The sequence below is a fragment of the Chondromyces crocatus genome (genome assembly GCF_001189295.1).
In the GTDB taxonomy this organism is placed as follows: Bacteria; Myxococcota_A; Polyangia; order Polyangiales; family Polyangiaceae; genus Chondromyces; species Chondromyces crocatus.
On the sequence record NZ_CP012159.1, the window covers coordinates 1,761,980 to 1,775,619 of the forward strand.

Annotated in this window: 10 protein-coding genes and 1 tRNA gene; 8 read left to right on the forward strand and 3 right to left on the reverse strand. The window is 68.9% G+C overall.

Going from position 1 to position 13,640, the window contains the following annotated elements; translation table 11 throughout:
- Positions 1-65: 65 nt before the first annotated feature.
- The 7 genes from CMC5_RS06595 to CMC5_RS06625 all read left to right on the forward strand — a co-directional run bounded on the left by CMC5_RS06595 (position 66) and on the right by CMC5_RS06625 (position 9,501).
- On the forward strand, positions 66-2,192 hold the full coding sequence (locus tag CMC5_RS06595; protein ID WP_050429610.1) for an HTTM domain-containing protein: 2,127 nt from the start codon (positions 66-68) through the stop codon (positions 2,190-2,192).
- A gap of 123 nt (positions 2,193-2,315) precedes the next feature.
- Positions 2,316-3,938 carry a Re/Si-specific NAD(P)(+) transhydrogenase subunit alpha gene (locus CMC5_RS06600; protein ID WP_050435751.1) on the forward strand — a complete coding sequence of 541 codons (1,623 nt, stop codon included), beginning with the start codon at positions 2,316-2,318 and terminating at the stop codon, positions 3,936-3,938.
- A gap of 10 nt (positions 3,939-3,948) precedes the next feature.
- Positions 3,949-5,412 carry an NAD(P)(+) transhydrogenase (Re/Si-specific) subunit beta gene (locus CMC5_RS06605; protein WP_050429611.1) on the forward strand — a complete coding sequence of 488 codons (1,464 nt, stop codon included), beginning with the start codon at positions 3,949-3,951 and terminating at the stop codon, positions 5,410-5,412.
- A 100-nt stretch (positions 5,413-5,512) separates the two neighbouring features.
- A tRNA-Ala gene (locus CMC5_RS06610) sits at positions 5,513-5,585 on the forward strand.
- Between the two features lie 80 nt (positions 5,586-5,665).
- Complete coding sequence (gene ribA / locus CMC5_RS06615; protein ID WP_245678329.1) at positions 5,666-6,424, forward strand: GTP cyclohydrolase II; 759 nt, start codon at positions 5,666-5,668, stop codon at positions 6,422-6,424.
- 210 nt (positions 6,425-6,634) lie between these two features.
- Positions 6,635-7,387 (forward strand): DUF3025 domain-containing protein, encoded by a 753-nt coding sequence (locus CMC5_RS06620; RefSeq protein ID WP_169796465.1) that lies wholly within the window; start codon positions 6,635-6,637, stop codon positions 7,385-7,387.
- Between the two features lie 74 nt (positions 7,388-7,461).
- Complete coding sequence (locus CMC5_RS06625) at positions 7,462-9,501, forward strand: M3 family metallopeptidase (RefSeq protein WP_050429614.1); 2,040 nt, start codon at positions 7,462-7,464, stop codon at positions 9,499-9,501.
- 124 nt (positions 9,502-9,625) lie between these two features.
- Here the strand turns inward: CMC5_RS06625 and CMC5_RS06630 are convergent, their stop codons facing one another.
- Positions 9,626-10,291 (reverse strand): hypothetical protein, encoded by a 666-nt coding sequence (locus CMC5_RS06630; RefSeq protein ID WP_050429615.1) that lies wholly within the window; start codon positions 10,289-10,291, stop codon positions 9,626-9,628.
- 285 nt (positions 10,292-10,576) lie between these two features.
- Here CMC5_RS06630 and CMC5_RS06635 point away from each other — a divergent pair, with 285 nt between their 5' ends.
- A complete protein-coding gene (locus tag CMC5_RS06635; RefSeq protein ID WP_050435752.1) occupies positions 10,577-11,434 on the forward strand; it encodes an Hsp33 family molecular chaperone HslO in 858 nt (285 codons plus the stop codon).
- A gap of 7 nt (positions 11,435-11,441) precedes the next feature.
- Here CMC5_RS06635 and CMC5_RS06640 read toward each other — a convergent pair whose 3' ends face one another.
- Both CMC5_RS06640 and CMC5_RS06645 read right to left on the reverse strand, forming a co-directional pair.
- Positions 11,442-12,755 carry a 6-phosphofructo-2-kinase/fructose-2,6-bisphosphatase gene (locus CMC5_RS06640; RefSeq protein WP_050429616.1) on the reverse strand — a complete coding sequence of 438 codons (1,314 nt, stop codon included), beginning with the start codon at positions 12,753-12,755 and terminating at the stop codon, positions 11,442-11,444.
- Between the two features lie 46 nt (positions 12,756-12,801).
- Complete coding sequence (locus tag CMC5_RS06645; RefSeq protein ID WP_050429617.1) at positions 12,802-13,611, reverse strand: C-type lectin domain-containing protein; 810 nt, start codon at positions 13,609-13,611, stop codon at positions 12,802-12,804.
- Positions 13,612-13,640 lie beyond the last annotated feature (29 nt).

Genomic DNA, 13,640 nt, shown 5'->3' on the forward strand with positions numbered 1-13,640 from the left:
TGCGCGCGAACCTGGGGTACCTATCGGCGGAAGGACCTGGCTCGTCGCGCAGGCCACACGCACCCATGAACGCCGACAAGGAAAGCGCCGCCGCGATCGCAGGCCACCCGTCCGAGGCCACCCCCGAGCCGCCGCCCGCGCCCACCTCGCTGGGCGGCCGCATCCGCGAGGTGCTCACGCCGATCTACGATCCGACGGGGCGCCGGTACTCGTGGTGGGATCTCTTCCGGGACTCCTACTTCACGCTGGATCGCCGCACGCTCGGGTTCACGCGGATCCTGCTCGGGCTGTACCTCATCGGCGACCTGTTCCGGCGCACGTGGGACTGGGGCGACATGTACTCCGTCGAGGGGGTGCTGCCGAACCACGTGAACCTGTTCCGGCGCGGGGCGGACAACTTCACCATCTTCAACGCCTTCTCCACGAACGGCGAGCTGTGGGTGCTCTGGGCGATCATCCTGGCGACGTACGTGTGCGTGCTCGTCGGGTTCAAGACGAAGCTGGCACAGGTGCTCTCGCTCCTGTGGGTCGCGAGCATGAACGGGCGCGTGCTGCTGATCGAGAACGGCGGCTACGTGGTCCACAACCTGTTGCTCCTGTGGACGTGCTTCCTCCCGATGGGGGACCGCTTCTCGCTCGACGCGATGCGGGCGTCGCTCCGGCGCAGCAAGGAGCGCGGGGCAGCGGACCTGAACGACAGGAGCACGATCGACGATCCGGACAAGCCGGATCGGTACGTGTCGATCATCGGGCCGGTGATCATCCTCCAGCTCGCGTCGATCTACTTCTTCAACGTCGTCCACAAGACGGGGATGGCGTGGAAGAACGGGACGGCGGTGCACTACGTGCTTTACGTGGACCGGATGGTGACGCCGGCCGTGGCGCAGGTCCGCGAGTACATCCCGGGGTGGATGATCTTGATCATGACGCGGGCGGCGCTGGCGTTCGAGGCGTCGATCCCGGTCTGCCTGCTCGCGCCGATCGGGCGGGTGTGGGCGCGGCGGCTGGTGATCGTGATGATGAACGCGCTGCACCTCGCGTTCGGGACGACGTTCGTGCTCGGGCCATTCGCGTGGGCGCTGTGTGTGTTCTCGACCTTGATGTTCCAGCCCGAGGACTGGGAGATCGCCACCCAGACGATGCGGCGGGAGCACCGGGCGCGGGTGGTGAGGTTCGACCCAGCGTCGGCGGGAGCGCTCGGCGTGTGCCGGCTGCTGATGCGAATGGACCGGTTCGGGCTCTTGACCTTCGAGGAGCAGCCGGGCCTCGGGGGGCGGCTGTCGGTGCGGACGCCGGACGGCAAGACGGTGGACGGCGCGCGGGCGCTCGCGGACATGGTGGCGGCGCTGCCGCTCGGGCCGGTGGTGGCCTGGATGCTGCGGCTGCCCGGGGTGCGGGGACTCGTGGACGCGCTGCTCGGGGCGCTGGACCGCTGGAATGCAGGGGCCTGGTTGGGGCTGCGCGTACCGGAGGTGGCGAGCGTGGCGCCGCCGCCGTCTCCGCTCCTGCGGGGTCGGCGCAAGGGGGTCGCCGCGCTCCGGGAGCTTTTGATCGTGGTGATGTGGGCCTCGGCGGTCAACCAGGCCGCGGTGGAGCTGTGGTGCATCAACCGGAGGATCCGGGTGCCGCAGCACGAGCCCATGAGATCGCTCGCGCACAAGTTCAGGTTCCTTCAGGGCTGGTTCATGTTCTCGCCGAACCCCGTGATGGACGACGGGACGATCATCGTGGACGCGGTGACCATCGATGGGCGGCACATCAACCCGTTCACGGGGCAGGAGCCGGACTTCGACCTGAAGAGCGTGAAGAGCTACGGGTACAACCAGATCTGGAGCGACTACTTCAACCGGATGCACCTGCCGGCGAACACGGGCTACCGGGACGCGATGAAGGAGTACATGTTTCGCTACCCGGAGCGGACGGGGCGGCCGGAGGACGTGATCGTCTCCGGGGACGTGTACTGGGTGAAGGACTTCAACCCGAAGTGGGGGAAGACCGAGAGCTACAACCAGGAGAGGGAGAAGCTGTTCTCCTTCGTGAACCCGAAGGCGCAGGCGCAGTCGCAAGGGATGACGCGGCCCTCGTCCGCGCCCCCTGCGCCCGAGGAGCCACTGATGCCCCGCCCTGCGCAGGACGATGCGTCGTCGGGGCCAGTGCCTGCGCCAGAGCCACCGCAGACGCCGTTCCCGTAGCCACCGGCGGGGGAGCGCGCTTCTCCTGAAAAGGCGCGTGCGCTCCGAGAAAACGCGCACGCGCTCCGAGAAGGGGACAGGAAGTCGTGCGGATGGCGTGATGCCTGTATGCTCCCGCACCGCATGGCTGAAGAGACGGGTGCTTCCGCGCAGACGACCTCCGAGGAGGTCGGGGACAAGGCGCTCCTGGTGGGGGTGCTGAAGGAGGTGGATCCACGGGAGAAGCGGGTGGCGGCGACGCCTGCTTCGGTGGAGCGCCTCCTGAAGTTGGGGCTCGAGGTCGCCGTCGAGAGCGGTGCCGGGGCCGGAGCGGGCTTCGAAGACGCGGCATACGCGGAGGCTGGGGCCCGCGTTCTGCCGTCGGCCGAGGCGGTGTGGCAGGAGGCCGACCTGGTGATCAAGGTGCGGCCTCCGATGGAGCACCCGACGACGGGTCGACACGAGGCGGAGCTGGCTCGGAAGAAGCAGCGGCTGATCTCGTTCCTGTGGCCCGCGCAGAACAAGGCGCTCGTCGAGCAGCTCGCGGCCCACGAGATGACCGCGCTGGCGATGGACGCGGTGCCCCGGATCACCCGCGCACAGAAGCTGGATGCGCTGAGCGCGATGTCGAACATCTCGGGCTACCGAGCGGTGGTCGAGGCGGCGTTCGGCTACGGGCGCTCGCTGGGTGGGCAGGTGACGGCGGCGGGGCGGGTGAAACCGGCGCAGGTCTTCGTGATCGGGGCCGGGGTCGCGGGGCTCGCGGCGATCGGCGCGGCGCGCTCGCTGGGCGCGCAGGTGAAGGCATTCGACACGCGCCCGGTGGTGCGCGAGCAGGTGGAGTCGATGGGCGCGCAGTTCGTGCCCTTCGAGTTCTCCGGGGAGACCGGCGAGGGGAAGGGGGGCTACGCCAAGGAGGTGAGCGAGGCGTACCTCGATGCGGAGCAGCAGCTCATCGGAGATCACTGCCGCACGAGCGACATCGTGATCACCACGGCGCTGATCCCGGGGAAGAAGGCGCCGGAGCTGATCACCTCGGGGGCAGTGGTGGGGATGCGCCGCGGCTCGGTGATCGTGGACCTCGCGGCGGAGCAGGGCGGCAACTGCGCGCTCACCGAGCGGGACAAGACGGTGGAGCACTACGGGGTGATCATCAACGGGCACACCGACCTGCTCAGCCGGATGGCGCTGCAAGCGAGCGAGCTGTATGCGAACACCATCGTCAACCTGATCGAGGAAATTCTCGGCAAGGAGCGGGTGTGGCGGCTGAATCTCGAGGACGAGATCCAGCGAGGGATGGTGGTGCTGCACGAGGGGAAGCTGCTCTGGCCACCGCCGAGCCCCACCATCCGGCCTGGCGCGCCCGCGCCGCAGAAGCCGGCGGCGCACGCATCGGCGAAGCCGGAGGTGCCGTCGAGTCCGTGGCCTGCGCGAATCGGGATGCTGATCGGCCTGGGCGTGCTGCTTCCGATCGGCCTCTTCGGGCAGCGGGATCTCGTGCAGCACCTCACGGTGTTCCTGCTGGCCTGCGTGGTGGGCTGGCACGTGGTCTGGAACGTGACCCCGGCCCTGCACACGCCCCTGATGAGCGTCACCAACGCGATCAGCGGCATCATCCTGATCGGCGGCATGCTGCTCTCGGCGAGCGGCACCGTGGGGGTCCCGGTGGCGGCGATCCTCGGGGCGGTGGCGGTGCTGCTCGCGTCGATCAACGTGGCGGGTGGTTTTCTCGTGACGCAGCGGATGCTGCGGATGTTCCACAGGTGAGGGGAGCGCGATGCGGATCAGCCTGATCAATGTGGCCTACCTGCTCGCGAGCCTCCTGTTCGTGATGTCGTTGCGCGGGCTGAGCGCGCAGCAGACGGCGAGGAGCGGGAACGCGCGCGGTGCACTGGGGATGGTGCTCGCCGTGGTGGTGACGCTGGGCGCCCTGCTCGCGCCCGATCCGGAGGTGGGGGCGCACGGAATGCACGCCGCCATTCGCCCGGAGGGTCTCGGCCTCCTGGCGGCGGCCATCGGCGTGGGGAGCGTGGTCGGCGCGGTGCTGGCCGCGCGTGTGGCGATGACCTCGATGCCGGAGCTGGTGGCCATCCTGCACAGCTTCGTCGGCGCGGCCGCGGCGCTGGTGGGGATCGCGACCGAACTGGACGCGGTGGGTCGAGGGGCGCCGCCCGAGGTCGCACACCATACCGAGATCCACCTGGGGGTGTTCATCGGCGCGGTGACCTTCACCGGCTCGGTGGTCGCCTTCTTGAAGCTACGCGGCACGCTCGGGAGCAAGCCGCTGCTCTTGCCGGCGCGGCACGCGCTGAACATGCTGATGGTCATCGGGTGCTTCGCGCTGGGAGGGCTCGCGTTCTCTCAGGGGGGCGACGGGAGGGTGACCTTCCTGCTCGTCTCCACGGCCATCGCGGGCGTGCTCGGGGCGCACTTGGTGCTGGCCATCGGCGGCGGCGACATGCCCGTCGTGGTCTCGCTCCTGAACAGCTACTCGGGCTGGGCGGCGTCCGCGGCGGGCTTCATGCTGGGCAACGACCTGCTCATCGTCACCGGCGCGCTGGTGGGCAGCTCGGGCGCGATCCTGAGCTACATCATGTGCAAGGCGATGAACCGCTCCATCTGGAACGTGGTGTTCGGCGGCTTCGGCGAGCTGAGCGGCGCCAAGGTGACCGGGGGGGACGGGGGACCTGCGAAGCGCGTGAACGAGACCACGGTCGACGGCGCCGCCGAGCTGTTGCTCGGGGCGAAGAGCGTGATCGTCGTGCCGGGCTACGGGATGGCGGTGGCCCAGGCCCAGCACGCGGTGAAGGAGATCACGACGCTGCTGGCGCAGCGGGCGGTGAAGGTGCGGTACGCCATCCACCCGGTGGCCGGGCGGCTGCCGGGCCACATGAACGTGCTGCTCGCCGAGGCGGACGTCTCCTACGAGATCGTGAAAGAGATGGAAGAGGTCAACGAGGACTTCGGCGACACCGACGTGGTGATCGTCATCGGTGCCAACGACATCGTGAACCCGAGCGCGCTCGACGATCCGTCGAGCCTCATCTACGGGATGCCGGTGCTGGAGGCGTGGCACGCCGGGAAGGTGATCATGCTGAAGCGTGGCATGGCCGCCGGGTACGCCGGGGTCGACAACCCCCTTTGTTACTACGACAACACGCTGATGCTCTTCGGGGACGCGAAGGCGAGCGTGCAGAAGCTCTTGGTGGCCCTCCAGGGGCGCGTCGATCAGGCGGCGTGACCGCGGGAAAACCCCGAGGGATGGCGGGCTGGAACGAAACTGCGTCAATCGGTCTTGACAGAAACCCTTCGCAGAGTAGAGTCCGCCGTCCCAACGACACGGGCCTGTAGCTCAGCTGGGAGAGCGCTAGAATCGCACTCTAGAGGTCTGGGGTTCGATCCCCCACAGGTCCACTGATTCGCTGCATCGCGCCGAGCAGCGCATCCGACATCATCGGAGGCGCACTTTGGCTGATTACGACAAACTGGCAGGCTTGGTCGAGCGCGACCAGGACCATGATTGCACGGGCTACGGCCCGGATCAGGTCTGCGTGCGGGTCGCTGGCGTGGCGGAACTCCCCACGCGGCTCGGCAGGTTCCGCATCGTCGCCTTCTGGAACAACCGGGATGCCAAGGAACACATCGCCATGGTGCATGGCGACGTGGTGGGCGCTTCGGAGGTCCACACCCGGCTGCACTCCGAGTGCCTGACCGGCGACGTGATGGCGTCGTTGCGCTGCGACTGCCGGGATCAGCTCCTGGAAGGGCTGCGCAAGATCCAGGAGGCGGAGCGAGGGATCCTGCTCTACCTGCGGCAGGAGGGGCGCGGGATCGGGCTGATCAACAAGGTGCGCGCCTACGCGCTGCAGGATCACGGCATGGACACCGTCGACGCGAACCTGGCGCTCGGGTTCCGGGACGACGAGCGGGACTACGCCGTGGCGGCGCACATGCTGCTGAGCCTGGGGGTGCAGTCGGTGAAGCTGATCACCAACAACCCCGAGAAGATGAAGCAGCTCGAGCTGTACGGGGTGAAGGTGGCCGGGCGGATCCCGCACGTGATCCCTCCGCACGAGCACAACAGCTTCTACCTGCAGACGAAGGCGAAGCGGTCGGGGCACTACATCGATCCCTCCGGCTTCACGCACCTCTCCGAGCAGAGCGACCCGGTGATGGTCGAGGGGATGACCGAAGGGACGACGGCTCCTGCGACACCAGAGGCTGGACCGGACGGGAAGCGCAAGACCGGCTGAGCCCTCCTCCTGCATGGAGCGCCGAAGCGCCGAGCGCGCGTAAGGCCTTCCAAACACGGTGCAGCGCGTCGTCATGCAGCCCGCCGAGCGCAGGGCGCAGGTCTACTTGAGATGCGCGAGGCGCTTTCGTAGGCTGCCGCCGTGCGTCCGGAGGGTGCGGAGAAACAACCGACGGCATCGGGCCGCGCATCGTCGTGGGACCCTCGGGTCGTGGAGCGGAGTCCTCTGTTCTGGCCCCTCCGCGCGGCCGCGTCGGCGTTCACGGGCTTCGAGAGCTGGCCCTCCGTCGACGACTACGATCGGGCGGCGGGTGAGGAGTTCCCCGTACGGTTTCGCGAGCAGCCACCACGCCCCCGGCGGCGAGGGCGGCGAGGGCCGGTGGAGATCACCAGCCTCTACGAAGGGCGGATTCACCTGGAGGGGTGGATTCCGACGCGCCCGGCATCCTGGCACGACTTCTTCAACCTGCTGGTGTGGCTGTCCTTCCCTCGGGCCAAGCGGCAGCTCAGCGCGCGGCAGGCGGGCACGCTGGCGCAGTGGGTGACGCCAGGAGCGCGGGGGCTGCCAGGCCGTCGTACGCGGGAGCAGGACGGTCTCGCCATCCTGGACGAAGGCGGCATGCTGCTCCTGGTCGAGGAGGCTGCCGCGCCCGAGATCCAGGCTGGGCTGGACGCGCGCCAGGGGGACGCCGTGGCCGACGTGATCGCGACAGGGCGTGCGGTCGCACTGGTGTTCGGTCACGCCGTGTACGAACAGCTCGCGCTGGGTGGCCCGCTGGTGCGGGCGATGACCCATACGCTATCGTCTACAGGCCCCTTGCCGGCGAACGCAGAGGCGCGGGTGGCGCTGGCCGACCAGCTCCTCCAGGCCGCGTTGCGGCAGCCAGAGAGCTTCTGCGACCCGGCGTCGTTTCGCTCGCTTCCCGTGGACGAAAGGTTGCTGGGTGGACACGTGTCGGCGTGACGACCCGCGAGAGCGACCCGCCTGTCCCTGGGTTGCCGCGCCGCGGGGTTCGTCTTACGTAGCAACCCACTCTCATGAGCGAGCCTACCGAGAATCCTCTCCTCTCCTCTGGCTACGAGATCCCGTTCGACCGTGTGCGCGGTGAGCACGTCGAGCCCGCCGTGAAGGTGCTGCTCGACGAGGCTCGGCATCGGCTGGATGCGCTCACACGGGCCTCCGGTGCGCGCACGTACGAGAACACGCTGCATGCGTTGGAAGAGGTCACGGGAAGGCTCGACCAGGCGATGAACGTCATCTCGCACTTCGAGTCCGCGGTGACGACGCCGGAGCTGCGGGCCGCCTACAACGCGGTGCAGCCCGAGGTGAGCGAGTTCATGAGCGGCATCTCGCTGTCCGACGAGGTGTGGCGCGCCCTCAAGTCCTTCGACGCCACCGAGGAGGCGAAGGCGCTGACGGGCGCGCGGCGGAGGTTCCTCCGGAAGACGGTCGACGACTTTCGGCGCAGCGGTGCGGACCTCGACCCCGCCGGCAAGGAGCGGCTCCGTGCGATCGAGGTGGAGCTGGCGAAGCTCACGCTGCGCTTTGGCCAGAACGTGCTCGACGCGACGAACGCCTTCGAGCTGGTCGTGGAGGATCGTGCGCGGCTCGCCGGCCTCCCGGAGTCCGCGCTCTCGGCGGCGCGTGACAGCGCCGAGCGCAAGGGGCTGAAGGGGTACAGGTTCACGCTGCAGGCGCCGAGCTACCTCCCCGTGATGACCTACCTGGACGACGCCGAGCTCCGCGAGCAGATGTGGCGGGCGTTCAACACGCGCGCCACGGCAGCCGAGATCGACAACCGGCCCATCCTGCGGCGGGTGCTGGAGCTGCGCCAGGAGAAGGCGAAGCTCCTCGGGTTCGCGACGTTCGCCGACCTGGTGCTGGAAGACCGCATGGCGCGCTCGGGGGACGAGGCGAGGCGCTTCGTGAAGACGTTGCGAGAGAGAACGCTGCCGTTCTTCGCGCGCGAAAATGAGGAGCTGTTCGCTTTCCGCCGGGAGCTGGAGGGCGCGGATGCGGCGCCGCTGCGGCCCTGGGACGTGGGGTACTACGCCGAGAAGCTGCGCCGCGCCCGGTACGACTTCGACGAGGAGGCGCTGCGACCTTACTTCCCTCAGGACGGGGTGGTCGCGGGCCTGTTCGAGATCGCGAAGCGGCTCTACGGGGTGCGCATCGAGCCGTGGCTGGACGCGCCGGTCTGGCATCCCTCGGTGCGTGCGTACCGGATGTTCGAGGAAGACGGGAAGCAGAGCGCCTCGTTCTACCTGGACTTCTTGCCGCGCGAGGACAAGCGCGACGGGGCGTGGATGCACGGGATCGTCACCGGTGCACACGACGGCCGCGGCGACGCACGGCACCTCGAGGTGCTCGCGGGCAGCTTCACGCCGCCCGTGGGCGATGGGCCAGCGCTCTTGACCCACCGGGAGGTCGAGACGCTGTTCCACGAGTTCGGCCACATGATGCACCACGCATCGAGCCGGGTGGACGTGCGGAGCCTCGCCGGCACCAACGTGGCCTGGGATTTCGTGGAGCTGCCCTCCCAGATCATGGAGAACTGGTGCTGGGAACGTGGCGCGCTCGATCTGTTCGCGCGCCACCACGTGACGGGCGAGGCCATCCCCGAGGAGCTGTACCAGCGGATGCGCGCTGCGCGCTCGTTCCGCGCTGCCAACGCGATGATGCGTCAGCTCGGGTTCGCAGAGCTGGATCTGTCGCTCCACGTCGACTGGAAGCCAGGGGAGGAGGACGCGATGGCGCTGGCCAGGGCCGTGCTGGAGCGCCACGCGGCGGTGCCGTTGCCCGACGACTACGCGATGGTCGCCAGCTTCTCGCACCTCTTCTCGAGCCCGGTGGGCTACGCGGCCGGCTACTACTCGTACAAGTGGGCCGAGGTGCTCGACGCGGACGCCTTTTCCCGCTTCCAGCAGGAAGGCCTCTTCAGCCGTGCAGTGGGCGAGGCGTTCCGGGAGCGCATCCTCGCCCGTGGCGACAGCGAAGAGCCCTCGACGCTCTACAAAGACTTCATGGGGCGAGGCCCGCGGCTGGACGCCCTCTTCGAGCGCAGCGGCCTCACTTGACGCATGGAGAACACCCCTCCGCGGAGGGATTTCCGCAAGGCTGAAGCACGTGACGGCTTCCCCCCTTCCCGAGGGGGCTGGCCCAGCCATCTCTCAGGCGTCGCATCGCCACCGTCCGTTCAGCTCAGGGCGTGGTGCTGCCAGGCCCCATGGCGGCCGTGGTGAGCAGCGCATCCATCAAGCTGAACTCCGGCGCCAGCCGCTGATCGAAGGCCTCGATGACCATGCTCGCCGGCGGCAGGGGCGTGCGCAGGACGCGCATGGCGACATCGACCGCTTCCGACGCCCCGAGCAACTCGCAGATCGTGGCGATCTCGCGCAGCGCTGGTGGTGTTGCCGTCCATAGCCGACAGAGACGCAGGGCACGCTGTGGGACCGCGCTCGGCGCGTGCAGCTCGGCCAGGATCAACGTGGCCGCGTCGAATGCCGCACGCGCAGCCGGTACGAGCCCGACGCGGCATGCAGCCACCGTCGGGTTGAGCGCATCCTCCAGCCAGCGCGCACGCTCGGCCGCGCTCGCCGTCCTGGAGAGGCGTGCAGCGCGGCCGCGCAGGACCCGATCGAGCTCCGCCGCCAGCGCACCAGCCGTCGCCAGCCCGGGGACGAACCCCTCGAATGGCCCCGTCTCGCCCCACATGAAGCGAGCCGGCGCCACCTCCTCCGGCGTCGAGCCGACCAGCCGCAGCGGCCTCACGGGCGGTGATGTCGGCTGCGCGGGCGCCCCCTGATCGGAACGCTGGCTGTCCGTCTCGGCCGCCCCCTCTTGATGGGTGGAAGCGCGCTTGCCCATGGCTTTCTCCCCTCCAGCAGGGTGTAGCCCATGAAAGCCCGCAAATAAACGCGCAATTCCACGCAAGTGAGCGGAATCTATGGCCTTTGTAGATCTGTTCTGGCTTTTTCCATAGCCGACAGACGAATGTCGAATCAGCCCTTCTCCGGGCGGAACCCGCAGTTGCCAGGGCTGCTCCCAGGACGCACGTTGGCATGTCGGTAAGGGTGTCCTCGATGGGACATCGCAAGTATGCACCGCGTCGACATCATGTCGGACCGTCCCAACCCCACAGGAGTGTGCTCCGTGAGCCAGCCCTCGGAGATCGTCGTTCGTGCCATCACGCAGGATGGTGCCTTCCGTGTCATCACCGCCTTGACCACCCAGACCGTGCAGGGCGTGGTCTCGGCCCAGCAGGTGACGGGGGCGACCGCGCAGCGGCTCGGCGAGCTCGTCACGGGAGCCATCCTGGTTCGAGAGGCCATGGCGCCCACCCTGCGGCTGCAGGTCATTGCGAAGGACACCGCAGGTCGAGGCAGCCTGGTGGCCGATGCGCACCCGGACGGGTCCACACGGGGGCTCGTCACGTTGCGGGGGGGCGAGACGGAGATCGAGGTGGCAGGCGGCTCGCTGATCCAGGTGATGCGGAGCCTGCGCAACGGGGCCATCCAGCAAGGCGTGGTCGAAGTGCCCGAGGGCGGAGGCATCTCGCAGGGCCTGATGGCCTACATGCAGGAGTCGGAGCAGGTGGTGACGATGGTCTCGGTCGCGACGCTGCTGGACGAGCACGGCGTGGGGCGCTCGGGCGGGGTCCTCGTGCAGCTCCTGCCCGAGGTCGAGCGCGGACCCTTGATGGTGATGACCGAGCGCCTCCGCGAGTTCGAAGAGCTGGGCGCCGTCCTCGCGAACGAGGAAGTCACCGCGGACAAGCTGCTCGACGAGCTGCTGTACGGCATGCCGTTCACGCGGCTCGAGGAGTCGGCCCTCCGCTACGCCTGCCAGTGCAGCCAGGTGCGGGTGGTGACCGCCCTGGCGACCCTGCCGCGCAGCGACATCGAGGAGATGGTGTCGGACGGAGAGATGCTCGACATCAACTGCGACTACTGCGGCAAGGCGTACCAGGTGCCACCGGCCGCGCTGCAAGCGCTCCTCACGCCGAGCTGAGGCCGCTTCACGGGTGCGCGATGGTGGACTCGTCCCCGCCAGGAATCTCCGGCGCGAGCTGGAACCGACGCTCCTCGCAGCCGTAGGCGGTGGGCACGAGCTCGATCACCGTGTGCAACGGGATCGGCAAGCTCGGGCAGGTGTGGGGGGGCTTGTCCATGAGGTACGCATAGAGCGCGCGGAGCACCGCTTGGTGCGCGATCACCAGCACCGGACTGCGCTGACGTTCGAGCTCGATGATCATCGGGTCGAGCCGCTGGATGACGTCCTCGTACGACTCGCCGCGCGGGTAGCGGTAGCGGAACTTGTCCGCCGCGCGCGCCTCGAAGACCTGAGGCATCTTCAGCTGGATCTCCTCGTAGGTCATGCCCTCGCAGACCCCGGCGTCGATCTCGTCGAGCGCGCGCCAAGCCGTCGAGCGCTGGGTGAGCGGGCGTGAGGTCTGGATGGTGCGGCGCAAGCTGCTGGTCCACACCACCACGTCGTCGGGGATCCAGGCCGGCTCGCCGGGGATCCCCGACGCCTCGCCGAGTTCGCGCGCGCGGCCTCGGACGAACGCCGCGAGGCTCCGGGCGTACACCTCGCCCCGCGGAGAGAGATCGGGATCACCGCCGAGCAGGCCTTGCTGGTTGAAAAGGCTCTCGCCGTGCCGGGTCAGCCAGATCGGCCGCGGCGCCACGTGCATGTTCATGAGCAGCGGCACGAGCCGCGCCGGCACGTAACCGTGGATGCGGTTCAGCATCACCTGCCGGCCGACGTCGATGATCTTGATGTAGCTGCTCTCCAGATCGGTCACAGGCTCGTAGGCGCGCGTGTAGTGCGCGATGCGCGCCCGGAAGTCGCGCACGGCCTCTCGGGCATCGACGCCCTCGTAGTCGGGCGAGCGCAGCTTCGTCTCGCGCACGTTGGTCTCGATGATGGCCTCGTCGCCGCAGATCGACTCGATGAACACCACCGGGTAGCCCTGGTTCCGGCAGCGCTCGGAGATGATCTGGCGCCGCGCCCGGGTGCTGTTGGTCGCGTCGAAGATGGCCACCTCGCCGCCACCGCCCAGCCACGCGAGCAGATCGTCGAGCGCGGCCATGGCCATCTCGTCGAGCGTGCGCCGCGCCTCGCGGTTCTCCGGCGCGAAGAAGTTCGCCGGGTGGTGCGCTCCGAGGAGCGAGCGGCGGTAGCTGCCCACGTTGAACACGCGGGTCGGGTGTCCGAGCCAGGAGAGATAGCGGGTGATCTTGCGGGCGATCGACGTCTTGCCGCGGGCGGGCAGACCGACCATCGCCAGCACGTGAGGGGAGAGGTCGCGGGGGTGCAGGCTGTGCATGGGCTCTCGCACGACGGCGCAACGTCGGGCCTTGGGGGGAGGGGCGTCAATACAGTTCGCAGGCGATGGGGCGGCCGCCGCCACACTCGGTGTCGTGCCAGCGCCCATCGCTCCGCATCGCAGCGCAGTCCTCGGTGCCGTCATCGTTGGGCTCGCCGTTCGTCCAGGCGCTGTAGCGATTGCCGACCGGCATCCCGTTGGGCCCACCCTGCCAGAACGGATCGCCGTCCTGCCAGAGCCAGGTCTGCTCGGTCACCGCGTCGCTCGCTCCCAACCAGATCTGCCCGAACCCCCGCGAGAGCATCTGGGTGCGCAGCCAGGTGTTTTCGTCGACATCGTCGACGCGAACGAGGCGCATGCCCAGGTCTGCGCACCGCGCGCTGGCGTTCGCCCAGTTGGCCGAGGAGCAGAACGTGTACGAGTGCCCGTTCGCCGGGTTGACCGTGCCCGTGCACCCCGCGCTGCACGCCCCCTCGTCGACGACCTCGTCGCAGTCGTCGTCGATGCCGTTGCACAGCTCGATCGCGCCGGGCTTCACCCCGGCCCGGGTGTCGTCGCAGTCGCCGGCGAGCGCCACGTGGCCTGGAGGCTGAGGGCAGGTGACGGTGGCGGTGCTCTCGACGCCGAACCCATCGCCATCCTCGTCGAGGTACCAGGTCGACGGCGTGCACGAAGGCTCCTCGTCGCCCCCACCCGTGCCGCCAGCGCCGCCAACCCCCGCGCTCGACGTGGAGACCGGACCTGCCGCGCTGCCGGACGGCTCACCACCGCCGCTGCCATCGTCGGTCCCTTGAACGCACGCGCCGAGCAGGGCACCCGCCGCTGCGAACCAGCGCATGCTGATCAGCGAAGCCACGGCCGGAGGCTATCATCCTGGGAGGGGAG